The 25,645-nt window shown below is 32.9% G+C and carries 26 protein-coding genes and 2 riboswitches; of the genes, 15 read left to right on the top strand and 11 right to left on the bottom strand.

Going from position 1 to position 25,645, the window contains the following annotated elements; all coding sequences use genetic code 11:
* Nucleotides 1-287 precede the first annotated feature (287 nt).
* Complete coding sequence (locus tag COI44_RS02150; RefSeq protein WP_098426448.1) at nt 288-1,439, top strand: cation:proton antiporter; 1,152 nt, start codon at nt 288-290, stop codon at nt 1,437-1,439.
* An 81-nt stretch (nt 1,440-1,520) separates the two neighbouring features.
* Here COI44_RS02150 and COI44_RS02145 read toward each other — a convergent pair whose 3' ends face one another.
* Complete coding sequence (locus COI44_RS02145) at nt 1,521-2,615, bottom strand: tetraprenyl-beta-curcumene synthase family protein (protein ID WP_098426447.1); 1,095 nt, start codon at nt 2,613-2,615, stop codon at nt 1,521-1,523.
* Nucleotides 2,616-2,775: 160 nt separating this feature from the next.
* Here COI44_RS02145 and COI44_RS02140 point away from each other — a divergent pair, with 160 nt between their 5' ends.
* Nucleotides 2,776-3,303 carry a gamma carbonic anhydrase gene (locus tag COI44_RS02140; RefSeq protein ID WP_098426599.1) on the top strand — a complete coding sequence of 176 codons (528 nt, stop codon included), beginning with the start codon at nt 2,776-2,778 and terminating at the stop codon, nt 3,301-3,303.
* A gap of 246 nt (nt 3,304-3,549) precedes the next feature.
* Here COI44_RS02140 and COI44_RS24005 read toward each other — a convergent pair whose 3' ends face one another.
* Nucleotides 3,550-3,693: a hypothetical protein gene (locus COI44_RS24005; RefSeq protein ID WP_179886978.1), complete on the bottom strand. Its 144-nt coding sequence runs from the start codon at nt 3,691-3,693 to the stop codon at nt 3,550-3,552.
* Nucleotides 3,694-3,830: 137 nt separating this feature from the next.
* Here COI44_RS24005 and COI44_RS02135 point away from each other — a divergent pair, with 137 nt between their 5' ends.
* The 4 genes from COI44_RS02135 (at nt 3,831) to speE (ending at nt 8,901) form a co-directional block, all read left to right on the top strand.
* Nucleotides 3,831-4,364, top strand: coding sequence for a phosphatase PAP2 family protein (locus tag COI44_RS02135; RefSeq protein WP_098426446.1), 534 nt, complete (start codon nt 3,831-3,833; stop codon nt 4,362-4,364).
* A 12-nt stretch (nt 4,365-4,376) separates the two neighbouring features.
* Complete coding sequence (locus tag COI44_RS02130; protein ID WP_098426445.1) at nt 4,377-5,528, top strand: glycosyltransferase family 4 protein; 1,152 nt, start codon at nt 4,377-4,379, stop codon at nt 5,526-5,528.
* A 209-nt stretch (nt 5,529-5,737) separates the two neighbouring features.
* Nucleotides 5,738-6,574 carry an adenosylmethionine decarboxylase gene (gene speD, locus COI44_RS02125; RefSeq protein ID WP_069034739.1) on the top strand — a complete coding sequence of 279 codons (837 nt, stop codon included), beginning with the start codon at nt 5,738-5,740 and terminating at the stop codon, nt 6,572-6,574.
* Entirely contained in the window at nt 6,571-8,901 is a 2,331-nt protein-coding gene (gene speE / locus COI44_RS24365) for a polyamine aminopropyltransferase (RefSeq protein WP_218926904.1), read from the top strand. The genes speD and speE overlap by 4 nt, the downstream gene beginning before the upstream one ends.
* Nucleotides 8,902-8,996: 95 nt before the next feature.
* On the opposite strand, the gene COI44_RS02110 is transcribed toward speE, so the two are convergent.
* From COI44_RS02110 to COI44_RS02095, 4 genes are all read right to left on the bottom strand, one after another.
* The gene (locus COI44_RS02110) at nt 8,997-9,422 is read right to left on the bottom strand and encodes an OsmC family protein (protein WP_098426444.1); all 426 of its coding nucleotides are present in this window, start codon (nt 9,420-9,422) and stop codon (nt 8,997-8,999) included.
* A gap of 38 nt (nt 9,423-9,460) precedes the next feature.
* Nucleotides 9,461-10,156, bottom strand: coding sequence for a pirin family protein (locus COI44_RS02105; protein WP_098426443.1), 696 nt, complete (start codon nt 10,154-10,156; stop codon nt 9,461-9,463).
* Between the two features lie 211 nt (nt 10,157-10,367).
* Complete coding sequence (gene fosB / locus COI44_RS02100; protein WP_098426442.1) at nt 10,368-10,790, bottom strand: metallothiol transferase FosB; 423 nt, start codon at nt 10,788-10,790, stop codon at nt 10,368-10,370.
* Between the two features lie 38 nt (nt 10,791-10,828).
* Nucleotides 10,829-11,863: a DUF2332 domain-containing protein gene (locus COI44_RS02095; protein WP_483295457.1), complete on the bottom strand. Its 1,035-nt coding sequence runs from the start codon at nt 11,861-11,863 to the stop codon at nt 10,829-10,831.
* A gap of 119 nt (nt 11,864-11,982) precedes the next feature.
* Here COI44_RS02095 and COI44_RS02090 point away from each other — a divergent pair, with 119 nt between their 5' ends.
* The gene (locus tag COI44_RS02090; protein WP_286163714.1) at nt 11,983-12,492 is read left to right on the top strand and encodes a DinB family protein; all 510 of its coding nucleotides are present in this window, start codon (nt 11,983-11,985) and stop codon (nt 12,490-12,492) included.
* A 50-nt stretch (nt 12,493-12,542) separates the two neighbouring features.
* Here the strand turns inward: COI44_RS02090 and COI44_RS02085 are convergent, their stop codons facing one another.
* The gene (locus tag COI44_RS02085; RefSeq protein WP_098426439.1) at nt 12,543-13,850 is read right to left on the bottom strand and encodes an amidohydrolase family protein; all 1,308 of its coding nucleotides are present in this window, start codon (nt 13,848-13,850) and stop codon (nt 12,543-12,545) included.
* A gap of 204 nt (nt 13,851-14,054) precedes the next feature.
* A riboswitch (purine riboswitch) is annotated at nt 14,055-14,154 on the bottom strand.
* 88 nt (nt 14,155-14,242) lie between these two features.
* A complete protein-coding gene (locus COI44_RS02080) occupies nt 14,243-14,698 on the bottom strand; it encodes a MarR family winged helix-turn-helix transcriptional regulator (protein WP_098426438.1) in 456 nt (151 codons plus the stop codon).
* Nucleotides 14,699-14,859: 161 nt separating this feature from the next.
* Between COI44_RS02080 and COI44_RS02075 the strand changes: the two genes are divergently transcribed.
* Nucleotides 14,860-15,834, top strand: a complete 975-nt coding sequence (locus COI44_RS02075; protein WP_098426437.1) for a hypothetical protein — start codon at nt 14,860-14,862, stop codon at nt 15,832-15,834.
* Nucleotides 15,835-15,936: 102 nt separating this feature from the next.
* Nucleotides 15,937-16,101, top strand: coding sequence for a hypothetical protein (locus tag COI44_RS24000; protein WP_176522696.1), 165 nt, complete (start codon nt 15,937-15,939; stop codon nt 16,099-16,101).
* A gap of 132 nt (nt 16,102-16,233) precedes the next feature.
* Here the strand turns inward: COI44_RS24000 and COI44_RS02070 are convergent, their stop codons facing one another.
* The gene (locus COI44_RS02070; RefSeq protein ID WP_098426436.1) at nt 16,234-17,223 is read right to left on the bottom strand and encodes an NAD(P)-dependent alcohol dehydrogenase; all 990 of its coding nucleotides are present in this window, start codon (nt 17,221-17,223) and stop codon (nt 16,234-16,236) included.
* Nucleotides 17,224-17,373: 150 nt separating this feature from the next.
* Nucleotides 17,374-18,570, bottom strand: coding sequence for a methionine adenosyltransferase (gene metK / locus COI44_RS02065; RefSeq protein WP_098119567.1), 1,197 nt, complete (start codon nt 18,568-18,570; stop codon nt 17,374-17,376).
* 208 nt (nt 18,571-18,778) lie between these two features.
* A riboswitch (SAM riboswitch) is annotated at nt 18,779-18,891 on the bottom strand.
* A 311-nt stretch (nt 18,892-19,202) separates the two neighbouring features.
* Between metK and pckA the strand changes: the two genes are divergently transcribed.
* Together pckA and COI44_RS02055 are read left to right on the top strand one after the other, a co-directional pair.
* Nucleotides 19,203-20,789, top strand: coding sequence for a phosphoenolpyruvate carboxykinase (ATP) (gene pckA, locus COI44_RS02060; RefSeq protein ID WP_098426435.1), 1,587 nt, complete (start codon nt 19,203-19,205; stop codon nt 20,787-20,789).
* A gap of 200 nt (nt 20,790-20,989) precedes the next feature.
* On the top strand, nt 20,990-21,526 hold the full coding sequence (locus tag COI44_RS02055) for a hypothetical protein (RefSeq protein WP_098426434.1): 537 nt from the start codon (nt 20,990-20,992) through the stop codon (nt 21,524-21,526).
* A 65-nt stretch (nt 21,527-21,591) separates the two neighbouring features.
* Here COI44_RS02055 and COI44_RS02050 read toward each other — a convergent pair whose 3' ends face one another.
* Complete coding sequence (locus tag COI44_RS02050; protein ID WP_098426433.1) at nt 21,592-22,035, bottom strand: carboxymuconolactone decarboxylase family protein; 444 nt, start codon at nt 22,033-22,035, stop codon at nt 21,592-21,594.
* Nucleotides 22,036-22,273: 238 nt separating this feature from the next.
* On the opposite strand from COI44_RS02050, the gene COI44_RS02045 reads away from it, so the two are divergent.
* The 4 genes from COI44_RS02045 (at nt 22,274) to COI44_RS02030 (ending at nt 25,507) form a co-directional block, all read left to right on the top strand.
* Nucleotides 22,274-22,762 carry an RrF2 family transcriptional regulator gene (locus COI44_RS02045; RefSeq protein WP_098233902.1) on the top strand — a complete coding sequence of 163 codons (489 nt, stop codon included), beginning with the start codon at nt 22,274-22,276 and terminating at the stop codon, nt 22,760-22,762.
* A 176-nt stretch (nt 22,763-22,938) separates the two neighbouring features.
* The gene (locus tag COI44_RS02040) at nt 22,939-23,931 is read left to right on the top strand and encodes an ABC transporter substrate-binding protein (RefSeq protein WP_420488215.1); all 993 of its coding nucleotides are present in this window, start codon (nt 22,939-22,941) and stop codon (nt 23,929-23,931) included.
* 12 nt (nt 23,932-23,943) lie between these two features.
* Nucleotides 23,944-24,708 carry an ABC transporter ATP-binding protein gene (locus COI44_RS02035; protein ID WP_098426431.1) on the top strand — a complete coding sequence of 255 codons (765 nt, stop codon included), beginning with the start codon at nt 23,944-23,946 and terminating at the stop codon, nt 24,706-24,708.
* Nucleotides 24,701-25,507: an ABC transporter permease gene (locus tag COI44_RS02030; RefSeq protein WP_286163713.1), complete on the top strand. Its 807-nt coding sequence runs from the start codon at nt 24,701-24,703 to the stop codon at nt 25,505-25,507. The genes COI44_RS02035 and COI44_RS02030 overlap by 8 nt, the downstream gene beginning before the upstream one ends.
* Nucleotides 25,508-25,645 lie beyond the last annotated feature (138 nt).

The following is a 25,645-nucleotide window of genomic DNA, read 5'->3' as shown; positions in this document are numbered from 1 at the left end:
ACTTAAATATATGTTGTTTTTTCGGAAAATAAAAGGTGCCATTTCGTTTATACTCCTTCATTTTGCTTATTTTATTTCGCTTTTTTTGTTAATTCTACTAAACTAAATTTCTATTTATTTTGTCCATTTTATCTATTAAACTTGTTTTCTTATTCAATTTTAGTTTATACTTAGATTAAATTTAATGCATTGTTCGGAGGAGCCTGTCACGATAGGGATAAGTATGTAATCTACTTACCCAATCGTGGCAGGTTCTTTTTTTATGCGTTCAGACGGGAGATGAATTTATGCTTTATGTGCAACTTGCGATTATATTGATTGCCTCTAAAGTTTTTGGGGATTTAAGTACAAAGCTTGGTCAGCCTGCAGTTTTAGGAAAGCTATTAATAGGGATCATACTAGGGCCTGCTGTTCTTGGAATCATTACCGAAACAGAAACATTACATGAAATGAGCGAAATTGGCGTCATTTTACTTATGTTTATTGCAGGTTTAGAAACTGATCTTAATGAATTTAAACGAACTGGGAAAGCTTCTTCTTATGTTGGGTTACTCGGAATATTATTCCCATTATTCTCAGGTTATCTTTATGGTATCTCCATAAACTTAAGTCAATTTGAAGCTATTTTTTTAGGGCTGATTCTTTCTGCAACTAGCGTAAGTATTTCAGTGGCTACTTTAAAAGAAATGGGTAAACTTAAAACAAAAGATGGAGCAACAATTTTAGGAGCTGCCGTAATTGATGATATTGTTGTCATTATAGCTCTAGCCTTTGTTATGAGTTTCAGTGGTAGCGCCGTTAGTTTACCAATTCTTTTATTTAAAAAGTTTATATTTTTTACATTTGCCATATTAATCGGTTGGAAGATTGTACCTTGGTTTCTAAAAAAGTTTATAAAACTAAACGTTTCAGAAACATTAATCTCTGCTGCTTTAATAGTTTGCTTCTTATTCTCAGCCTTTGCAGACCAAACAGGTATTGCTGCAATAATCGGCGCTTATATCGCAGGAATTTCGATATCCGTTACTAAGTTTAAACAAGAGGTTTTTGAAAAAGTCGAAACGATTGCTTACTCTGTATTTGTACCTGTGTTTTTCACTTTAATAGGTGTATCAGTTCAATTTACTGGGTTAAGTCATTCGATTCCGACTATTATTATGATAAGTATTATTGCCATTCTAACGAAACTAATTGGTGGAGCATTAGGAGCAAAACTGGCGGGATTTCCAACTAAAAATTCACTCGGAATTGGTTCAGCAATGGTATCACGCGGGGAAGTTGCATTGATTATGGCATCAACAGGTTTAGCAAATAATCTTTTAAATAAGGAAATGTTTGCGATCCTTGTTATAGTAGTACTAATCACAACGATCGTAACTCCACCACTAATGAAATTATTTTTCTTTGAAAAAAGTGAATCTTTAAATGCAAATATGTAAAGACAAAAAAGGATAGTTTTATTAACTATCCTTTTTTGCTACTGAAAAACACTTATGGAATGTTTACCTTCTTATTCTTTTTTAAACTGATTCCCTGACCCTTCTATTACTCGCCTTTAACTCTTTTAATTTAAAATATAACTTAGCATTTCCATAGAAAAAGAATGATGTTAAGCCACCGTTCTTAACAATCCCTCTTCTAATTCTTTTCATCTCGTCTGGTCCTGCCATTTTTTTATCAGCCAAATAAATGCCTAGTAATCCTTGGCAGATCATTCGATGAAAACGATAGTCTTTTAAATCTTTTAAGGCTTGATCACTTTTAGTTGAAAAATACTCAATCCTATTTAACATGACATCTTTAGACGGGTAATAACTGCAGAAATTTAAATCTCCGCCTTCTTCGTCTTCCTTTTGATCAATTACATAATCTAGTAGTATATGAAGTCCTTGTACATAAGGGAAATAACTCTTATAGACTTGTTCAAATAATTTTTCAGAAATCACTTCGTTAAATGAATAAGAAACTAAACAAAAAATTCCAAGTGTTGAACCTGCGCACGCAGAGAATTCATACCATTCTAAGTCAGAAAGTTCTGGTTGATATTTTTCAAACCAATTTGTTAATCTAGGCACTCGTTCTTCTTTTTTTACATGCTTATGTATTTGTAACTTACAATAATAATCAGCAAGTTGAACTAAGTACTCTTTAATTCCCTCATAATGCTTCGATTGATTTAAACTACTATGACACTTTGAAACTAGTGCATGTAAATATCCACCATCGTCTTGTTCTTCTCGGAAGCGATAATACATTTGATCGGATTTTTGACATTTTACCGCATCAATCATTGACTCATGGAGTGCTTCAAAATCAACTGGATCAAGCGAAGTACTACGATCGCATAAATTATCTAAGTAATCACTAATTGTTTGATATGCAACGATAAACTCGATTACTGGTTTTAAATTTTTTTCAGAAAGTAATGCTAAAATTGCACCACCTTCACAATGGAATGTTTTTGTATCGATACTCATTAATGCTTGTTTTCTAAGTTCTGGATCTGGGATTGTCGTTGCAAAATTTCTCCAATAGTTTAATTCCTGATGCACTAAAGGAAAAACAGCTTTATAAACTTTTGGCATTAATTGGATCGGATTTTTAGGTAGTGACATTTTTTCACTCCTCCCTATTTTTCATTAATTACATATTGTTAAAATAAGTTATACTCATATTGAAGTAAATATTATGGAGGTGAACTACGTTGCCTTGTTGTTTAGACAATTTCAACTAAACAATCATCGTATTTTTTTATATGCTTGGCAACAGTATAGTATGATATTACCATACAAAGGTAAACAACCCAAAATCGAACCATCAGCTTTTATCGCTTCAACTGCAACTGTTACCGGTTCTGTCACAATTGGAGCAAATAGTAGTGTATTTTTTGGTGCAGTAATCCGTGGCGACGTTAATGATACAATCATTGGAAATGATGTAAATGTTCAAGATTTATCTGTTCTTCACCAAAGCCCAAAATGCCCTCTAATTCTAGAAGATGGCGTAACAATTGGACATAGTGTTATTTTACATAGTTGTACAGTTAAAAAGAATGCATTAGTTGGGATGGGATCAATCGTTTTAGACGGTGCCGAAATCGGTGCAGGTGCAATGATTGGTGCAGGTAGCTTAGTTCCAGGCGGAAAAGTAATACCTCCTAACACATTAGCATTTGGTAGACCTGCAAAAGTAGTACGTGAATTAACAGAGGAAGACATCATTGATATGGACCGAATTCGTAGAGAATATATTGAAAAAGGACAATTCTATAAAAAAGTACAAGAAGAAAATCTGTCAAAATAATTAAAGTTTGTATTTGAGAATTTTTCAATTAAACAATCGTTACTTTTTCCACACTGAGAAGGAATTCATGCCTTCTCTTTTTATTTTCCTGAAACTTGTTTCCTTTTGGTCTATTCTGAATCTATTTTAAGGTTATTTCTTTAATTTTAGTGCTTATTGCTCAATCTTATTTAGGATTAGCTGTCTTATTTGCAGTTTGAGGGATTTTATTTGTAGAAATGACTTTTTTGATTGCAGTCCACTAATTTAATTTTCAGTTCTAGCTTTTTTATTTGCAGCTTCAAGAATTTTTTTTGCAGTTTTATCTTTTTTAATTGCACTTTCCATTATTTTAATTGCACTTATCTCGATTTTATTTGCACTCTCAGACAGATGTGACTGTCCCAGCATACCTTAATCATCCCCGCTCCAATCCGTTTAATAAAAATTTACATATCTAAATTATTCATTTACAAAAGTTTCTATTTAAATCCATAAACCCTTTTTATAATGAAGTTACAAATATTCAGCATAATGGAGGATGAAAAATGAGCGCTATTCTTCAAAGGATACACACATATGAATGTCAACTGTTTTATCGCGTTAATTCATTGTTCCAGAAGCGTTACCTGAATTTTTTCTTTCGTAATATTACACATCTTGGCGGAGCTACTTTTACAATTGCATCAGCATTAATTTTATTACTTTATTCCAAAGGTGAATTACATGAAGCATCAATCTTATGTTGTTGTACCCTTTCTCTTAGCCATATTCCTGTTCATTTTCTTAAACGTTTTTATCCACGTAAAAGACCTTATCTTAAACTAGAAGGTACTTTTGTGCTAAAAAATCCTTTAAAAGATCATTCCTTCCCTTCTGGTCATACAACGGCAATTATTTCTGTTGCACTTCCTATAATGATTTATTTACCATTTACGTCATTTATTTTACTTCCTTTAGTTTTGTGTGTCTCTTTCTCTCGAATTTATCTTGGCTTACATTATCCAACAGATGTGTTTTTCGGAATATTACTTGGTGTATCTACTACATTTATTTCACAATTTTTTATCTATCATTTGTAAGGAGGAGAAGTTATGAGAGTAGCTATTTTTACAGACACATATATTCCTCAAGTAAATGGTGTTGCCAAAACTTTAAATCGATTTACAAATTACTTAAAAGATCATGGCCATTCATATCATGTGTTTGCTCCTGAGGACTACGGTTTATCATCAACGCAAGATGTAACAAGATTAAAATCTGTACCATTTAAAATTTATCCTGAATGTAAAATTTCATTTCCAAACCTTTCTAAAATGAAAAAGACGCTTAAAGAATTTAATCCGGATATTATCCATATCGCAACGCCATTTACGATTGGATTAAGTGGCCTCCATATTGCTAAAAAAATGAAAGTCCCTTTGGTTGCTTCATACCACACAAATTTTGACCATTATCTTCAGTACTATAACTTAACATTCTTAGAAAATATTTTATGGAAGTATTTAGATTGGTTTCATAAACCGACTCAAAAAATATTTGTTCCTTCGAAGGATACATTCAATCATTTAGAGACAAAAGGTTTTAATAATCTCTCTATTTGGACCCATGGCGTTGACTGTTCGATCTTTCGTCCAACTTTGAATCATAATGAAATAAAACAAAAATATAATATTACGTCTAAATATACGGTTTGTTTTGTCGGAAGAATTGCACCTGAAAAGGATTTAGAAACCTTATCGAAAATAATAAACTACACTAAGCAACGTTTTAACAAAAATTTAACTTGGTTAATCGTTGGAGATGGCCCAAAAAAAGAAGAAATGATCAAGAAAACTGGTACTGATCAAATTATTTATACAGGCTACCTTCAAAAAAAGGAATTAGTTGAAATTTATGGTGTGTCTGATTTAATGGTCTTTCCTTCTGATACTGAAACATTTGGAAATGTAGTACTCGAAGCAATGGCGTGTGGAACACCAGTGATTGGTGCAAATGCAGGTGGAGTTAAAAATATAATTAGAGATTATTCAACTGGTGTCCTTTGTGAGCCACAAAATACATCTTCTTTTTGCCAAGCAATTGAGGATTGCTTACATGGAAGCGAGATGTTGAAGCATATGTCAAAAAAAGCAAGAGATTATGCATTAACACAGGATTGGAATAGTATCTTTAATCAATTAGTACTGGAATTTGAACTAATCTTTACACCACAACCACCAATCCTACTATCTAAGAAGGCTTAAGCATTTTCAGGCTTTTTATTTTCTGAATATTTTAAATAAAACAATAAAAAACATTATCGATCAGTAACTCCTCAATCATCAACTTATGTGAATAATGAATAATTCAAAAACAAACAATATATATTGAGTAGTTACACTAGCGACTATTATACAGTCGCTTTTACTTTTCGTACGTACTTTTTTACTTTGTAAAATTAGGAGGACAATAGATGAATATTTCATCGTCAAATAATTTTCAACTTTATGGTTTTAATAACTTAACAAAATCACTAAGTTTTAATATGTATGATATTTGCTTTACCAAAACGAAAGAAGAACGTGAAGCATATATTCAGTACATCGATGAACAATATAACGCTGACCGTTTAACAAAAATTTTAACTGAAGTTACACATATAATTGGAGCTCACATTTTAAATGTTGCAAAACAAGATTATGATCCTCAAGGAGCAAGTGTTACGATTCTCGTTTCAGAAGGTCCGGTTGATAATCCTTCATCTGAAACTTTTTCCGAATCACCTGGCCCATTACCGGAGCTAGTAGTAGCAGCTTTAGATAAAAGTCATATTACTGTTCATACTTACCCAGAATATCATCCGGATGATGGAATTAGTACGTTTAGAGCAGATATTGATGTATCTACTTGTGGAGAAATTTCTCCTTTAAAAGCCTTAAACTATTTAATTCACCAATTTGATGCCGATATTATGACAATTGATTATCGTGTTCGAGGATTTACTCGTGATGTTAGTGGTTATAAATTATTTATTGATCATGATATAAACTCAATCCAAAATTACATTCCTCAAAAAATAAAGGACATGTATCAAATGATTGATGTGAATGTGTTCCAAGAAAATATTTTCCATACGAAATGCAAGTTGAAACAATTTAATTTAGATAATTATCTTTTTGGTTACACAAAAGAAAAATTAGACGCGGATGAAATTTCACAAATAGAAGAAAAAGTGAAGTATGAGATGGATGAAATCTTTTACGGTAAAAATTTATGGAATGGTCCTGATGTGGAGGATATTGATGGATGATGGATCACAGTAAAACACCGCTTTTAACTGAATTAGTTCGTTATGCTAAGGAAGATATTACAAGCTTTGATGTTCCCGGGCATAAAAGAGGTAATTCACTCGAGGAATTAAGAGAGCTTTGGAGTGATATGGCTCTTAAGATGGATGTCAATTCTTCAAAGCGTGTTGATAACTTATCGCATCCAACAGGTGTAATCCAAGAAGCCGAAACTTTATTAGCAGATGCCTTTCATTCAGATAACGCTTATATGTTAGTAAATGGTTCGACTTCTGGGGTTCAATATATGATTATGAGTGCCCTTGAACATGGTGATAAAATTCTCCTACCAAGGAATGTACACAAATCCGCAATAAATGCTTTAATCTTAGCGGGTGCTAAACCAGTATTTATTGAACCAGAAATCGATTATGAGTATGGAATTGTAAATGGCGTTTCAGTAAAGTCTGTTCTTCATGCTTTAGATTTAAATTCGGATGTTAAAGCCATTCTTATTATCAATCCAACTTATTTTGGAGCAACTTCAGATTTAAAACAAATTATCGACATTGGTCATTCCAGAGGGATTCCAGTTTTAGTAGACCAAGCCCATGGTGCTCACTTTTCGTTTCACCCTGATTTACCAAGTAACGCTGCCCTTCTTGGTGCTGACCTTGTTACCCTTAGTTTGCATAAAACTGGTGGTGCTTTAACACAAGCATCAGTTCTACTACATAATGATGGGATCATTACTAAAAATAGGGTTCGATCCACAATTAATTTATTTCAAACAACATCTGCTTCCTATTTACTTATGTGTTCAATCGATGTTGCAAGAAAGAAATTAGTTTTAGAAGGTCATGAACGTTTTGAAAAATTATTCAATTTAACAAGAAAAGCTAAAGAAGAAATTAACTCCATAAAAGGATTAAAATGTATTACGCAAGATTCATATCGAAATGGAGTTGGAGTATTCGATTACGATGAGTTAAAACTCGTTGTTAAAGTTTCAGATTTAGGAATGTCTGGTTTTAAAGTATATGACATGCTTGCAGAAGAATATAAAATTCAAATCGAACTTGCCGAACCTAATGTCATTTTAGCAATTATCTCGCTAGGCGATAATGAAGACACCATCCAAACCTTAATTGATGCATTAAGAGACATTAGTGACCGATATTACGGTAAACTTCCAAAACTTGAAACAGATATAAGTGTTGCATTAAAAAATCCTAAAATGGTCATGACTCCTAGAGAAGCGTACTATCATCCAAAACGAATTATTTCAATTCATGATGCTAGTGGATTAATTAGTGGTGAATCAATTATGATTTACCCTCCTGGTATCCCTCTTTGTATACCTGGTGAACTAATTTCAACTGAATTGATTCAGCATTATCTTTATTTAAAATCAGAAGGAACGATCACAATCAACGATGATGATGATCCTTATATAATAAAGGTCGTCGATCGAAGTTTGGAGGAAAATTTAATGGATTTATGGTATACAGAAAATCACCAAGAAGATACGAAGTTCTCCATAAAGGTTCAAGAACATATTCATTCCGAAAAAAGTGAATTTCAACAAATCGATTTCTTTAGAAGTGAAACATTTGGAACATTCTTTACTCTAGATGGTTATATGATGGTGACTGAAAAGGATGAATTTATCTACCATGATATGATTACGCATGTATCAATGGCTGTAAATCCAAACATTAAAAAAGTACTAATTATCGGTGGGGGCGACGGTGGTACTGCTCGTGAAGTACTACGTTACCCAGGTGTGGAAGTTGTTGATATGGTAGAAATTGATGAGAGAGTAGTAAGGCTATGCCAACAATACTTACCTTTAACAGCCTCAAAATTAGATCAAGATAATCGATTAACCTTATATTTCGAAGATGGCCTAAAGTTCGTACAAGAAGCTGATGAAGGTTATTACGATTTGATTTTGGTAGATTCAACTGATCCTATTGGTCCTGGTGAAGGGCTCTTTACAGTTGCTTTCTATAACAATTGCAAACGGGTATTAAGTGAAGAAGGTATTCTAATTAACCAGCATGAAAGTCCATATTACGCTAGTTACGCGCACGAAATGAAACGTGCACATTCCAAAATTAAAGAATCATTTCCAATTTCAAAAGTCTATCAATTCCATATGCCAACTTATCCATCTGGTCATTGGTTATTTGGATTTGCTTCAAAAAAATACGACCCAATTAAAGACATTAAAGCTGATGAATGGAATAAGCTAGGGATTGAAACAAAATATTATAATACAGATCTACATGTTGGGTGCTTTATGCTTCCTACTTATGTAAAAAAACAATTAGATAATGAAGAGTAAGTTTAAAAACCAGCAAAATGCTGGTTTTTATTTTGAAATGCCAATTAAAAAAGCTACCCCTAAAGTACTTACACTTTAGAGGCAGCTACATTTAATTATAGTACTTCATTATCCTTCGTTCCATTTAAAGTGAAACTTGCTGTAATGTTAGCGTTTAAAGAATGAGCTACTGAGCAATATTTATCCTTTGATAATTTGATCGCTTTTCGAACTTTTTCTGTATCTAACTCTCCACCTAATATATAATGCAAGTGAATGTCAGTAAATCGCTTAGGATGCTCTTCAGCTCGTTCACCATTCACTTCAATTTCGAATGAAGTTAATTTTAATCTCATTTTTTCTAGGATTAATACGATATCAATCGCTGTACATCCTGCGACTGCTGTTATTAATAGTTCAACTGGTGTAGGTGCACTATTGTCTCCACCTAAAGACTCGGCAGTATCCATTTTTATCTCATGGCCAGATGGTGCAATTCCTGAAAAGGCTAACTTGCCATCCCATTTAATACTTGTTTTCATTACCTATTTCCCCTCCAATAATTAGATCATTTCATCTACTATTTTTTCATTTCTACTACTAAATAATGTGAAAAATCTTTTGATTTTATTTTAATATCTTCTTCAATTATTTTTGCAGCATCACTAGCTTCCATTAATTCTCCATTCACAATGGCATTTCCTTCTAATAAGACTAAATACGCTTGGCGATCCTTTTTCATTTCAAAAGTAATTTCTTCATTTTCATTTAATGCAAGCGAGTAAATATTTGCATCTTGGTGAATTTTAATCGGGGCACTCCCTTCAACAGGAGATACCATATGATACCATTTTCCTTCTCTTTTTTCCCAATCTGATAGTAAGTCACCGTAATTTGGAGTATGACCTGCTTTGTCAGGAATAATCCATAATTGAATTAATCTTAATAAATCCTTGCCCATATTGTGTTCACTGTGATACACACCCGTTCCAGCACTCATGTACTGAATATCACCACGTCCAATTTCATGTTTATTCCCCATACTATCAGCGTGAGTTAAATGCCCATTAATGACATATGTTATGATTTCCATATCACTATGTGGATGAGTACCAAATCCTCTGTGTGCTTTAATTAAATCATCATTTAATACTCTTAAAACACCAAAGTTCATATTACTTGGATCATAATAATTTGCAAATGAAAAATGATGAATTGTTTTTAACCAACCGTGATCAGCGTGACCTAATTGTTTACTATTGATTGTTTCGAACATAGTATATCGCTCCTTTTGGTTTTATCTTTAATTCGAGATATTTTATTAAAGTATAAATCATCTAGATATCGTATAAATCTTATCTGTTTAATATGTTTAATACGATGCTTCCAATATCAATTTACCGAGCTCTTAACTATATTGTATCAAAAAATATCTTTAATTCAAGATATTTATCGTAGAAAGTTTATTTAAACTTTCTATCCAACAACTAAATATAAAAATCCATATGTGGCTTTATTTGCTTATAATATTCAATCCGATCTCGCAGGGTACCAGTATGAAATTCGAATTTATGTCCATCTGGATCAGTAAAATAAATTGAATTTTTATCTCGTTTATCTCTTTCACGACCATTCAATATATTTACCTTAAGTTGAACTAATTTATCATACATTTTTTCAAAGGAGTCTTCGTCTATTGTAAAAGCCATATGAGTATATGAATGATGAATTTCATTTCTAGGAATAGCTTTCTCTTCATTTAATGCAAGCCATATTCCATTCAAGTCAAAATAGGCTGTTGTTCTACCTTTCACTAAGAGAGTTGCATCAAATACGTTTCTATAGAAATCGATCGCTAGATCAAGATTAGATACTGAAAACAACAAATGATTGATTCCTTTAATCTCCATTTTTGCTCCCTCATTTCAAGCTAATGATTCTTATTTTACTAAATCCTCCATTCAAACCATTTCCCATGACCTTCTGTTTCACCAATTACTTCTTCATACTTTATCCGATCAATATAATAGTCAAGATGTAGCATTCGATCCCAAATATTGTTATATAGATGAAACACATCTCTATTTTCACCAATACCTTCAATAGTTTTTAGTAAACTTTGTTTTCCCTCAACTGGGATTTGATTTGCGACATGTGTATGAAAAATACATAGAATGGAATCATTTGATAGTTTTTTAACGACTTCTGGTAGTATTTTAATCCCGTCTGCTTCTATTAAATTGATTTCATTTTCCTTCATACTTATAACGGCTTTTTCAAATAATTCTCTTCGTTCAAAATGCTCCGGCCAAATTAAAGCTTTTAGCCACAAATAGTCTTCTTTATTTGATAAATCATTTACGTGTAAATCTATTCCATATCGATCAACAACTGGAGGAACTTTATCTAATAATGGGAGATTAATTAGGCCTTTATCTTTTACCTCCGAATTGATCAGAACATCCGATTTTATATTCCCATAAATAGTTTCGCTTGTGCTATAAGAATACTTATATTGATCCCATAATAGTTGAAGTCCAGCACTAGTTCCAATTTCTATTAACGAGATTGGTTTATTAACCTTTTGATAAATGTAAGAAATGCATGGATAAAGATATGCACAACGTCTCACTTCATTTGTTTGGACAATTTTCGTATGAATAAGCTGAATAATTTCGTTTCTAAATTTTTTACAAAAATCCTGAAAATATGGATAGGAATCTTCTACTTTCTTTGGTGTTTCTACTAGGCTTGGATAGAACTCTTTTAACGGATGATGATTACCATTCAATAATAGATAATGAATCGAACCTAATAATAAATTGGGAATAGGCTGACCATCAAGCGCAAAAGTACATAAATCATGAATCTCTTCGTCTTCTGCAATTTTTAATGATAAATATTCATATAATCTACTAGAATTTCCACATTCATTTTTTGCAAATTGCTTAAAACGTTGCTTCAGCTGAATATTCATATTAATCACCCTTAATATTTTTATTTTTCAAACTTCTATTTACAAAATTTTACCATTAGTTATAATTTCTTTATTGTACTACCTACTCTGTGAATCTTAAATAAAAACTTTGGGGTGATTAATTGATGTCCAGACCAAATTCAAACGAATATAATCCACACTTTAAAGGTTATATTGAGCTAGTTCCTGAAGGTGACTTACAAGCTATTTTAAGGAAACAATTAGAAGAATCAATAACCTTTTTTAAAGCAATCTCGAAAGAAAAATCTGAATATCGATACGCGGAAGGAAAATGGAGTATTAAGGAAGTCCTTGGACATTTAGTAGATACTGAAAGAATAATGTGTTATCGTCTTTTGGCAATTGCAAGAGGGGATCACAATCCATTGCCATCTTTTGATGAGAATGCCTATAATGAAAATGCAAATTTTAACCGACTTGAGCTAGAACAAATTATGAATGAATATCAAACTGTTCGTCAAGCGACTTTATCTATGCTAGAAAACTTATCTAATGAAACATTAGAAAATGAGGGAAATGTTCTAAATCACCCAACGACACCTCGTGCTATTGCTTATATTATTGCAGGCCATGAGTTACATCATTTAAAAATCATCAATGAACGATACTTTTAAATTAGAAAGAGCAGGACAATCCTTTTCCTGCTCTTCTTTGTTTACTTCTTTTAAGCAAATCTACTTTGTAATCGATTTACTTCTGCAATTACTTTTTCTTCATCAATTGTTAAACTAATACGGTCTTTTACGATTGCTTTCCCATCAATGAAAACATCACATACATCGCTACCACGTGCAGCGTATAGTAAGTGTGAATATGCATTACTTAATGGTTGTAAATGCTCTTTATCATATGGATAAATTGTAATAAAGTCTGCCTTTTTATTGGCTTCAAGTGAGCCAGTATGTCCCATTCCTATAACTTCTGCGCCACCTCGAGTAGCCAAAGTTAATGCAGTTTGTGCTGAGAATTTCGTAGCATCTTTATACATTCCTTTTTGTAGCAGTGCAGCTATTCTCACTTCTTCAAACATGTCAAGATTGTTATTAGATGCTGTGCTATCTGTTGCGATACCAACTTTTACTCCAGCGTCTAATAAACTAACCACATCAGCAACACCAGAACCTAACTTCAAATTACTAATTGGATTATGAGCAACTCGTACATCATATTCCTTTAGGATCGCTCTTTCTTCATCATTTAGAACTACACCGTGAGCCATTACTGTCGGCTGATTAAATACACCTAATCGGCGAAGATGTTCTACAGGTCGGTTTAAATAACGCGTTTCAATATCTTGAATTTCATAATCTGTTTCAGATACATGAATGTGCATCATTAAATCATTTTCTTTTGCGATACGTGCACTTTCAATTAGAGCTTCTGGTGTACATGCATATGGACTATGAGGTGCAACCATCGTTGTTAGACGGCCATCAGCAAACCTTTTGTAGTCTTTTGAAAATTGCTCAGCACCTTTAAGATTCAATCTTTGCTCTTCTTCTGTTCCAAAGCTAAATATTGAATATGAAAATGCTCCTCTAATTCCAGTTTCACCAATTGTCTCCATGACAACATTTGGATCGATTCCATTAGGGTTAAACATATCTGAGAATGCTGTAGTTCCCGACTTAACCATTTCTAAAATACCAAGCTGTGCACTGACAGAAGCAATTTCCGTTGTATATTGTCTTTCGATTGGCCATATTTTAGTTTCTAACCAAGGCTTTAGCAGCATGTCATCTCCAATACCACGTAAAAGCGTCATAAGAATATGAGAATGTGTATTTACAAGTCCTGGCATTACCCATTTCCCTTGAAGATTCATTACTTGATCCGCATCCTTTATTAACTCTTCAGAATGATTTCCGACATAAGTAATAAATTGATCTTGAACGATCATCATACCATTATCGAAAATTTGATTCTCCTGATCCATTGTAAAAAAAGTAGCATTTATATAGACTGTTTTCATTATTTTTTCCTCCCTAGTCACTTTCATAATTGTGTGATAAAGAAAACTCGTTGATTGACGAGCCTTTCGGCGAAGACAGAGACGTAGTTGCACTTATACTTTATACCTAAAATTGGCTACTACGTCGCGTAACCATCTGCGTTGCCAATTTATACTCACTTAAAGTGAAATAAAAAAAATCCTGATTACGAAGAAGAATGTAAATAAAATTACATTCTTTTTCGTAATCAGGATTTTACGGTTCCTGGTAGAGACCCTCATACCATATCAATGAGGTTATACATTTTTGTATGTTGTTATATTAAAACATAATATACGATTAGTAAGTAATGTTCAAGGATTTCTATAATTTAACAAAAGCTAAACGGGATTCCTCTCTTTCAATATACTCTTTATTCTAATTTCCCAAGTATTCTTATGATCTTATGCATTGAGTAGTCTAAATCAAGCAAGTCTTCCTCATCAAGTTGTCTAATCCGTTCACAAAAAATATGATAAAAATCTTCCCATCGTTTTGTGACAACTTTTTTACCTTTTTCAGTAAGTATAATTTTTACACTTCGTTTATCATTCGGATCTTGAATCTTAGATACATATTCTTTTTCTTCTAATTTCATAATTAATGGAGTCATTTGCTGTTTAGAAATGCTTATATTTTGAGCTAGCTCTGTAATTGAAATTCCATCTACTGTTTGAAACAATTCTTCTAGTATATGATTTTGTAAATGAGTTAGCTCGGACTGCCTATTCTTTAAAGAATTTTTAGAGCCCGGCTTGTTGAACTTATTAAAAACTAGAGGAAGTAGTTGGATGAACTTCTCTGCGATTTGATTTGGATTTGAATTCATTTTATTACAAACCTTTCTAGGAAAAAATTTCTAAATTGACATATAGTAAATAAAAGTTTATTATTTATTCGAGATATAATTCAATAATATCATAATCATATAAGTTAATCCAACTTAACAAGTAAATAAGTGTTTACTATTCAACTAAAGGAGTGGTGTAGATGAATTCAACTGGATTAACTTTTGGTATCTATCCCCTTAGCGTAGCTGGTACACCCATAGGATTAACTACTGGTCCTGATGATAATTATGAAAAAATAGCCTCTGCACTTAAAGAGCTAAAGGGCAATACTAATCAGCTTTTACCAAGAATGTATGCTGTCTATATGGGACCTGAAACAGAAGAAAAAGTATTTAACGCTCTAAATCGATATAAAAACGCAGGTTTATTAGGTGATTTAACAATTGGCTGCCTCATGGATCCAAGCTTATCATTGGATTATTGGTTAAATTTTGTTCGTAAAGTAATTAAAGAGTATGGCACCTTCCTTGATTCAATCCAAATCACGAATGAGCCTAATTTATCGTTTATGGATGGTTCCAAACCATATGTATTTGAAGCACTTGTACAAGGCGTTCTAACTGTAAAAGAAGAAATTGAAAATAGCAATTTACCGATTAAAGTTGGATTTGGCTCGGTTCCTGAGGGAGAAAAGACAGTGCCACGTTTTTGGGAAAATTTAATGAAAATTGGTGGAGACGAATTAATTCACTCAATTGATTATGTAGGTCATAATTTTTATGTGGATGTATTTGAGGAACCATTAAAAATTGAGGAAGTTGCTGTATCTGTAGAAAACATACTACGTAAATTTCGAGAAACATTGGATAGTAATGGTTTCCCGTCTACTCTTCCAATCCACATAACAGAGAATGGATGGCCTACTGGCAAAAATCCATTTATACAATTCGAAAGGTCATATGAGCAACAATCAATCGTACTTGAGGTAATTATTCGAACAGTCTATTCACTGCGCCAGGAGTTAAATATTACTCATTATGAATTTTTCGGTTTAAGGGATGCTGATAGTTCAAAAGACGACCTATTTCATCAATTTGGTATTATGAAGGATGATTATACGATTAAGCCTGCTTATCTCACCTTTAAAAAATTAATAAATGAATTAAGTGAGTAAAACCAATTACTTCTATAAATTTGAATGAAGTTAGTCAATTCGTTAAGACTAAAACAACGAGAGTTTCATTGACTTTCTACTATATATATGGAGGTAATAAAATTGAGCAAAAAAAATAACCCCATCAGAAACGAAGAGCAAATGAAAATACAAGCAGACCTTAATAATCTCGATCCAGGTCATTCCGTGGATGAGCACCGTAAAATTGAAACAGCCAATATAATGTTAGCTGGAGAAGAAATCAGACAGCAAAATGAAAATCTATAAAAGAAATCCCTCAAAAGGTCATTTTGAGGGATTTCTTTGTGTAGATAAAAAGTTCGCTTATATTTCGAGACAACTATAAAAAATAATAAGCACCGCACATACAGGCTAAGCAACAAAGAAAGCGAGCGTTTGTCAAAAGTCTGAAATCCCTCGAATGTTAATAACGACATTCCCCTTCTTATGCCCTTTTTCTACGTATCGATGTGCTTCTACAATTTGATCAAGCGGGTAATGTCGATCAATAACAGCTTTTAACTTATCCGCTTCAATAAGTGCTTTTATATAGTTTAAATCTTCATTGTTCATATTTGCTACACCTAGTATGGCTTTTTTATTACTAATCAAATTACTCCATATAGCCTGAAAATAAACTGAAAGCTTCCATACCGCACTTAACAAATAGACGCCATCTTTGTTAAGCAATCTTTTACAATTAGAAAAGGAACTTTTACCTACCGTATCAAAAATAATATCAAAAGTTTTCTTACTCTTAGCCAGATCTTCATTTGTATAATCGATTACTTCATTTGCGCCTAAAACCCTTACCAATTCTAAATTTGATGTACTACATAATGCGGTAACTTCTGTACCAAAATATTTAGCTAGCTGAATTGCATATGTTCCAACACTTCCTGAAGCGCCATAAATAAGTACTTTTTGTCCATTTTGAATAATACTTCTCCTTAGAAAGTGTAATGCAGTAAGCGCCCCAACTGGTACAGCTGCAGCTTGCTCAAATGACATATTTATTGGTTTTTTAGCTAGAACACCTTCCTGATGTAAAGAAATATATTCTGCATTAGCTCCAAAAGTAAATCCACTATATCCAAAAACTTGATCACCTGTTTTAAAATTTCTTACGTTTTTGCCAACCGTGACTATTTCTCCTGCAAGCTCACAACCTGGTATTTGATTTTTCGGCTTAGTTAGGCCAAACATAAGGCGTGAAAGAAGCCAATACATATAAGGAAAATCGGAGCTTCGAAGTTTTACATCTCCTGCGGTTACAGTTGTTGCGTGTATTTTTATTAATACCTCATCATCTTTTATTTTTGGTTTTGCAACTTCTGTTATTTGAAGAACTTCTGGTGGACCATATTTTGTACATATAATCGCTTTCATAGGTTCCTCCATTACAAACTTTAATTTAGTCATTTAAACCTATGAAAAATGATTTTTAAGTATACCTATATGTAGAATAAAACAGTATGATTCTTACTAAACAAAAAAGACTGAATATAGCATATGCCATATTCAGCCTTAATCATTTTATTATAGACCTGCTTCAGTTTTTAAAACTTCTGCTTTATCAGTACGCTCCCAAGGAAGATCGATATCTGTACGGCCAAAGTGACCATAAGCAGCAGTTTGTTTGTAAATTGGACGACGTAGGTCAAGCATTTTAATAATTCCAGCTGGACGTAGGTCGAAGTTATTGCGAATTACTTCAACTAATTTTTCTTCTGAAACTTTACCTGTACCAAAAGTATCAATAGCGATTGAAACTGGTTTAGCTACACCAATTGCATATGCTAATTGAACTTCAGCTTTATCAGCTAAGCCAGCAGCTACGATGTTTTTCGCAACGTAACGTGCAGCGTAAGCAGCAGAACGGTCAACTTTAGTTGCATCTTTACCAGAGAATGCGCCACCACCGTGACGAGCATATCCACCGTAAGTATCAACAATAATTTTACGACCTGTTAAACCAGCATCCCCTTGAGGTCCACCGATTACGAAACGACCTGTTGGGTTGATAAAGAATTTTGTGTTTTCATCAATTAACTCAGCTGGTACAACTGGTTTAATTACAAGTTCTTTAATATCATTTTCAATTTGAGCTTGAGTAGCCTCTGGACCATGTTGCGTTGATACAACAATTGCATCAATACGAACTGGTTTGTTGTTTTCATCATACTCAACTGTTACTTGAGTTTTACCGTCTGGACGTAAGTAAGAAACTGTTTCATTTTTTCTAACTTCAGTTAAACGGCGAGCAATTTTGTGAGATAATGAAATTGGAAGTGGCATTAATTCAGGTGTTTCATTAACAGCAAAACCGAACATTAAACCTTGGTCTCCTGCACCGATTGCTTCAATTTCTTCATCTGACATGCTACCTTCACGAGCTTCTAACGCTTGGTCTACACCTAGAGCGATATCTGCTGATTGCTCATCGATAGAAGTTAAAACTGCACATGTATCTGCATCAAATCCGTATTTTGCACGGTCATAACCGATTTCACGGATTGTTTCGCGAACGATTTTTGGGATATCTACATAAGTAGAAGTTGTAATTTCACCTGCAACAAGTACTAAACCTGTTGTAACTGAAGTTTCCGCTGCTACACGAGCATTTGGATCATTTGCTAAAATTGCATCAAGAATAGAATCTGAAATTTGGTCACAGATTTTATCTGGATGTCCTTCTGTAACTGATTCTGAAGTAAATAAACGACGTTGTGACATTGAGTCCCCTCCTAAATTGAATTGACGGATCTCTTTTTTCTCAACATAAGAATAAAAAGTTTGTTCCTATTCCTATGTTTCCCATTTAAGATAAAGATAACTCAGTGTAAATTACGAAATTGCCACTGTATTTAAGTTTTGAGCAAAAAAAAAGCCTTCCTCTTATCAAATATTACCTGAGGAAAGGGTTCTTGGTATTTGCCTTTCGCTCTTATCGTCCAAGACATAAAAAAGTCTTGCATCAGGTTCAGCACCTTTCACTAAAAGTGAGGTTGCTGGGCTTCGTAGGGCCTGTATCCCTCCACCTACTCGGGATAAGAGAGTATCCGTATGAAAAGTATCATATTAAAATTTCACTTTCTTGTCAACAATTTTCATCATAACTTAGACATAATTCTACAATAACTTTATCTCTACATTCATTTCTATTTAATGGGAAATTACTAATTACTATACTTACATTTAAATAACTTACTTCATTTAATAAGTAAATTTTACTCAAATTTATTTTTTAATCAAATTCATAACACATTTTGCCAACTAATAGTATACACTATTAAAATAAATGTGTTATACTATTTATCGAGATACCTACATGGCAGACAAATATATTTAAAGGATGGTATTAGTATATGAAGACAGTTGATGTAAACTTTGAATTAAACGAATTACTTACTAGTAATCAAGTGTATAACCAACTAAGCGTTTCTGAGTTAGTTGAAAAAGTCCTAACAAGACAAGAAGGAATTTTAACGTCAACAGGAGCAGTTAGCGTTTCAACAGGCAAATATACTGGACGTTCACCTAAAGATAAATTTATTGTTCAAGAGGCATCTGTTGAAAATTTAATCGATTGGGGTTCAGTAAATCAACCAATCTCTGCTGGCGTATTCGAAAAATTATATAGCAAAGTACTTAACTACTTAAAAGATCGTAACGAATTATTCTTATTTAAAGGATTTGCTGGTGCTGACACGGAGTATCGTTTACCTATCCAAGTAATTAACGAATTTGCATGGCACAACTTATTTGCTCATCAATTATTTATTCGCCCAACGGAGCAAGAGCTTCAAACTCATGAAGCAGAATTTACAATTGTTTCTGCTCCGACATTTAAAGCAGACCCTGTAGTTGATGGAACAAATTCAGAGGCATTTGTTATTGTATCATTTGAAAAGAAAATTATCTTAATTGGTGGTACGGAATATGCTGGAGAAATGAAAAAATCTATTTTCTCAATCATGAATTTCCTATTACCACAAAATAATGTTTTACCAATGCACTGTTCTGCTAACGTTGGTAGCGAAGGCGATGTAGCATTATTCTTCGGACTTTCAGGAACTGGTAAAACAACATTATCTGCAGATGCAGACCGTAAGTTAATCGGTGATGACGAGCACGGCTGGTCAGATAATGGTGTATTCAATATTGAAGGCGGTTGCTACGCTAAATGTATCAATTTAACATTTGAAAAAGAGCCACAAATTTTCTCTGCAATTAAATTTGGTACAGTGTTAGAAAATGTTGTTGTTAAATCTGATAGCCGTTTAGCTGACTATGATGATACAACTTTAACAGAAAATACTCGTGCTGCATACCCAATGCAAGCAATTCAAAATATCATTGAGCCAAGTGTTGCTGGACATCCGCATGCAATTATCTTTTTAACTGCTGATGCATTTGGAGTATTACCTCCAATCAGTAAACTAACAAAAGAGCAAGCAATGTACCACTTCTTAAGCGGATTTACTAGTAAATTAGCTGGTACTGAGCGTGGTGTTACTTCTCCACAAGTAACATTCTCTACATGTTTCGGATCACCATTCTTACCGCTTCCAGCTGTAGAATATGCAAAAATGCTTGGTGAAAAAATTGAAAAACATAATGTAAATGTATTCTTAGTAAACACTGGTTGGACTGGTGGAGAATACGGCGTTGGTAAACGTATGAATCTTTCTTACACAAGATCAATGGTTCACGCTGCACTTGAAGGTGATTTAAACAACATCGAAACTACACAAGATGAGTTTTTCGGTTTAGCAATTCCAACTCATGTACCTGGTGTACCTGATAGCGTATTAGTTCCTTCAACAACTTGGGAAGACAAATCAGCATATGATCAAAAAGCTCTTGAATTAGTAACTAAATTCAAAGAAAACTTCAAAAAATTTGAAGGCTTTGATGCTAAATTAGCTGAACTTGGTGGACCTTTAAAATAATCTAATAAAGTAAAATGTAAGGCTGTCCAATAAGTCGGGATTTATGACTTTTTGGCAGCCTTTTTTTTATTTAACAACCTCCAGATAACTCATAAAAAGGAAATTCTTTACATTTAAAGAATAAAATTAAAATAACATTAAAATTAACTGAACATCATTAATACTCACCAGTTATTAATCGAATTAAATGGAGGATAAATATGAGATCCATAAAAATATTAACTTTGATTTTTTCATTTACTGCAATTTTATTAACTACCTTTTTTTTATTTAATACTGGTACCTTGTCTAAAAAATTAGATAAAAATAAGAATGACTCACTCTATTTAAAAGAAAGTGAGCCAAGTATTGAATCATTATCCAAAAGATATTATGAGTCCAAAGATTCGGTGGATAATCAATTACTTTATGGAGTTGAATATTATTTGGTCGTATCAGTACCAGATCGTTATAAAAACGATATAAAAAATGCTCGAATTGAAATCCTACTACCTAAAAAAGTACAATCAATATTTGGAATCAATATTGAAGAAATAAATCATAATGAAGTATACGAAATCATAAATGGAAGAGCGGTTTTTAATCTCTCTAGTTCTATTGGTACTTCAAATATGACTATAGATCAAAAAAATTATATTAAAAATCATACTGATCTCTACACTATAAAAATTTATTCTAATATAAATAAATTAATAAAAAGCGATGTTATAAAAGTACAAAATTTTAATAAGAATTGAAAAATCGCATTAAAAAATGAGCCAATCTTCGGCTCATTTTTTATTTTTTTAATTTTATTATGATCTTATTTTTCAGCTGGTCTATTCCCCATAGAAATAGAGATACGATTCCAACTGTTAATTTGATTGATCATGAATACAAGGTTTACATATTCTTCTTCGCTAAAGTGTTTACTTACACGATTATATAGTTCTTCAGATACACCTTTATTCGAAATTTGTGTAATATGCTCAGTTAACTCCAAAGCTACTTTTTCTGCATCTGTGTAAAAATCGCAATCTCTCCATGCACTAATACAGTATAAACGTTGTTCCGTTTCTCCTATTCCTCTCGCTTCAGAGGTATGCATGTCAAGGCAAAATGCACAACCATTTATTTGTGAAGCACGAATTTTTATAAGTTCACGAAGTTTATGGTCTATACCAGTTGATTTAATAAACTTTTCCATTTCCATCATTATTTTAAGAGCTTCTGGTGCTAATTTTGAATAATTAATTTGTATTTCCATTTTAATTCCCCCTAAAAAAGTTAATTCTAAAAATAATTAAATTAAATATAGTTTTTGGAAATATTTATAATAACGACAACATTAATCGCCGATTTATATTATCTATATTAAAACGTTTATTCCTTTATGTCAAACACCTTTTAAGTTTGAATTGCTCCTAAAAGTAAATGTTTGACAAAGAAATAAAACATTTCTAAGATTAATTAAAAATAATCTCATTTATGAAGAAGGTGTTTTCATGCAGTATAGCGTTGGAGTTGAGTATGCACTTCACTGTCTTGTTTATTTAATTGACACTCCTGAAGATTCTCCGATTGGAATAAAAGACCTATCCTTCTTTCAAGGTGTTTCAGATACATATCTTTCAAAGATTTTTAGTAAGTTGTCTAAAGCTGGTATTGTAAGTTCCGTTCCAGGAGTTAAAGGTGGCTTTAAACTAGCTAAATCTCCAGAAGAAATTTCTTTTTGGGATGTAATTGAAGCAATTGAAGGCTCTAAGCCAATATTTCAATGTAAAAATATTAAAGATAACGGATATCTTATTAGAGAAAAAGGTTGTACTCCAAGTGCCACCTGCACGATTAATTTAGTCATGCTCTCTGCCGAAGAAAAAATGCATGAGTATTTACGCAGTAAAACACTGTCATGGTTAAACAAAGAATTAGAAAGTGTTTTACCTAACGAAATACGTGAAGATACTCGAAAATATTTTTCAAAGAGTAGATAAAAAACCTCTCTAATTTCCTAAAAAGGAAGTAAGAGAGGTTTTTTCTTTGTTCAACCACCTAAAGATTACAGATAAGGAACCGAGCTATTTTAGTAGAGTCAGTACTCCGCATTCACCCATTTTCTCCTATTGCATAGGCTAATTGTATATTTTCAATTAGGAGGGATTAAATGAAAATCAAATGGCTCGTTATTTTGTTTTTATTAGTTGCTTCTATTTTAGGTGCATGTTCGAAAGATAAACCTAAAGATGGTACCACAAAGGTGAGAGTTGCAGAAGTGACGCATTCCTTATTTTATGCACCTCAATATGTGGCCATTAGTGAAGGAATTTTCAAAAAGCATGGATTGGATGTTGAGATCACAACTACTGCTGGTGGAGATAAAACTATGACTGCTGTATTGTCAAACGGTGCAGATATAGGATTAGTTGGGCCTGAAACAACAATATATGTATACGCTCAAGGTGCAAATGACCCAGTAAAAAGCTTTGCCCAATTGACTCAAACTGATGGAACATTTCTAGTAGCTAGAAATCAAACTGTACCATTTAATTGGGACCAACTAAGAGGCAAAACATTTTTAGGTCAAAGAAAAGGTGGAATGCCACAAATGGTTGGCGAATATGTCCTAAGTAAACATGGGATCGATCCACATAAAGATTTGAACCTCATTCAGAATATTGACTTCGCAAATATCGCGAATGCATATGCTTCAGGTACTGGAGAGTATGTTCAATTGTTTGAACCTACAGCAAGTATTATGGAAAAAGAAGGAAGAGGTAAAATCGTTGCTTCATTCGGCTTGGAGTCTGGAAAAGTTCCTTACACTGCTTTTATAGCAAAAGAAAGTTATTTGAAGAAGAATGCGAAAACAGCTCAAAAGTTTACAGATGCAATTTATGAAGCTGAACAATGGGTTGATACTCATTCTGCAGAAGAGATTGCAAAAAGTGTTGCACCATTCTTTAAAGATACACCTTTAGACATTTCAATAAAAGTTATTGATCGCTATAAGTCTCAAAATTCTTATTCAACAAATCCAATATTAGAAGAAGATGAGTGGAATAATCTTCAAAAGATTATGAAGAACTCTGGTGTATTACCAAAAGAAGTTCCACACTCAGTTTTAGTTGATACAAAATTTGCCGAAAAATCTACGGAGAAGTAGTATGTTAACAAAATGAGTTATCTAACCGTTAATGATATTTCTCATATATTTTTATCGAAGGAAAAAGCAATTAAAATATTGGATGGCTTAACGTTTGAAGTTGAAAAAGGTGAATTTGTATCTGTTTTAGGTCCAAGTGGCTGTGGAAAAAGCACACTTTTATCGATCATTTCTTCATTGCTTACACCATATGACGGTTCAGTAAAGTTTAAAGGTAAGCCTTATGATATAAAATCGGGAGAAATTGGTTACATGCTTCAGCATGACTATTTATTCCCTTGGAAAACAATTAAAGAAAATATATTTCTAGGTCTACAGATTCTAGATAAGGATACCGTAGAAAATAAAAATCGAACGCTAGAATTGCTAAATGAAGTTGGATTAAAAGATTATGAAAATGCGTACCCAAGAGAATTATCCGGTGGGATGAGACAACGCGTTGCATTAGTGAGAACTCTTTCTACAAGCCCTTCAATTGTATTATTAGATGAACCTTTCTCCGCTCTAGACTATCAAAATAAAGTAAAGCTTGAAGAATTAGTTTTCAACTTATTTAAGAAGTTAAATACTACTGCTATCTTAGTGACTCACGATATTGAAGAAGCAGTAGCCATGTGTGATCGAGTTATTACGCTAACAAATGCTCCTACAAAAATATCAAAAATTTTCAATTTACCAGAAGAATTACGTATTCGCTCCCCTTTTGAAACACGACACCAATCACTCTTTTCTTCTTATGTTTCTGCGATTTGGAAGGAGTTGGAGAGACGTGGATAAAGTAAATGACGAACTAAAATCCTATCACGCCAGTATCGTCAAAAAAAATCGCCGTAAAAAGCTACTCATATTTTTCTTCCAACTATTAATTATTATTATCTTTTTTATAGCTTGGGAGCTTTTAAGTCATCGAAAAATAATTGATCCATTATTGTTTAGTTCACCTACTAAAATTTACGATTTACTCAGTGCAAAATTGGGAGATGGCTCTATTTATCATGATGCTTTGACTACAATCACTGAAACACTCGTTGGATTTATTTTAGGAACAATTATCGGTGTCATTCTGGCAATCATTCTTTGGTGGTATCCATTTGCCTCAAAGGTACTTGATCCATTCTTAGTAGTCTTTAATGCCATGCCAAAAGTCGCGCTTGGTCCAATCATCATTGTAATTTTCGGTCCTTCATATTCATCCATAATTGCAATGGGGATCATAATAAGCTTTGTCATAACAGCGCTGGTTATTTATCAAGCCTTCTTACAGGTAGATGAAAATTACGTAAAAGTCATTAAGAGTTTTGGAGCTACTAAAACTCAAATCTTTAAAAATGTCATCTTTCCTGCTAGTATACCTACCGTCATTTCAACATTAAAAGTAAATGTCGGATTAGCATGGGTAGGAGTGATTGTCGGAGAGTTCTTAGTTTCAAAAAGCGGACTTGGCTATTTAATCGTTTATGGCTTCCAAGTATTTAATTTCACTCTTGTTCTAATGAGTGTATTGATCATAAGTGTATGTGCTGCTTTGATGTATATTATTGTTGAATATATTGAGCGAAAAGCAATAAAGAAATAATTTGGAGTAATAGTGTTAAAGCTCACTTGATATAGTGAGCTTTCTCTTTGTTGAAAAACAACTTTTCAATTAATTATCAAATTTTCGTAAAAGGAGTAGAGTGATGTTGATTTCCATTACAGGATGCTCGCTTTCCAT

It is taken from the genome of Bacillus sp. AFS088145 (assembly GCF_002564465.1).
In the GTDB taxonomy this organism is placed as follows: domain Bacteria; phylum Bacillota; class Bacilli; order Bacillales; family Bacillaceae_G; genus Gottfriedia.
The sequence above is the reverse complement of the archived record's forward strand: the minus strand, read 5'-3'. Positions and strand labels throughout refer to the sequence as shown.